Below are 539 nucleotides of genomic sequence, written 5' to 3'. Positions count from 1 at the left end.
ATCGGGGATTCGAATCAAGGCAGTGTCGCCGGCGCGGACCATCGCGTTCAGCGCTTCAGGCAGGCTGCCGAAGGCGTGGGTCAGCGACGCGTTGGCACAATCGCCAACGAGTCCCATGCAGACAAGGGCGTCGCTGGCATCCTCAATCGTGGCTTTCGCGCGTAGCAGGAACATGCGCAGGCGCTTCAGCAAGGTCTCCAGCTGTGCCCGCGGCAAGATCAGCAAAAAGCGCTCGTCGAAGCGCAGGACGCGAAAGTTGGCGAGCATCCGGCCCTTGGGGCTGCAATGACTGCTGAGCTGGGTGTGGGTTGCGGTCAGCTCGCGCAGATCATTGCTCAGCTGGCCTTGGAGGAAGTCTTGCGCCTCCGGGCCGCTCACGGCGTTGAGCCCGAGATGCGAAAGGTCGACAACGGCGCAGGCGGGCTCGGCAGGCGCGCTGTCGAAGTGCGCAGCGCCGTCATCGCCGATGCGACCGCCTTGTGAGTCGAGAAAGGCTTGCCAGTCAGTGTTCATAGTAAGATCTCGTGCGATGTCCGGCC

At 63.6% G+C, this 539-nt stretch carries 1 protein-coding gene; it reads right to left on the bottom strand.

Annotation, left to right across the window (positions count from 1 at the left end):
• The coding region (locus CKO41_RS18370) for a YgfZ/GcvT domain-containing protein (RefSeq protein WP_420826497.1) at nucleotides 1-513 on the bottom strand (513 nt) is incomplete at its 3' end.
• Between the last annotated feature and the right edge of the window lie 26 nt (nucleotides 514-539).

It is taken from the genome of Thiococcus pfennigii (assembly GCF_016583835.1).
Taxonomy (GTDB): domain Bacteria; phylum Pseudomonadota; class Gammaproteobacteria; order Chromatiales; family Chromatiaceae; genus Thiococcus; species Thiococcus pfennigii.
The sequence above is the reverse complement of the archived record's forward strand: the minus strand, read 5'-3'. Positions and strand labels throughout refer to the sequence as shown.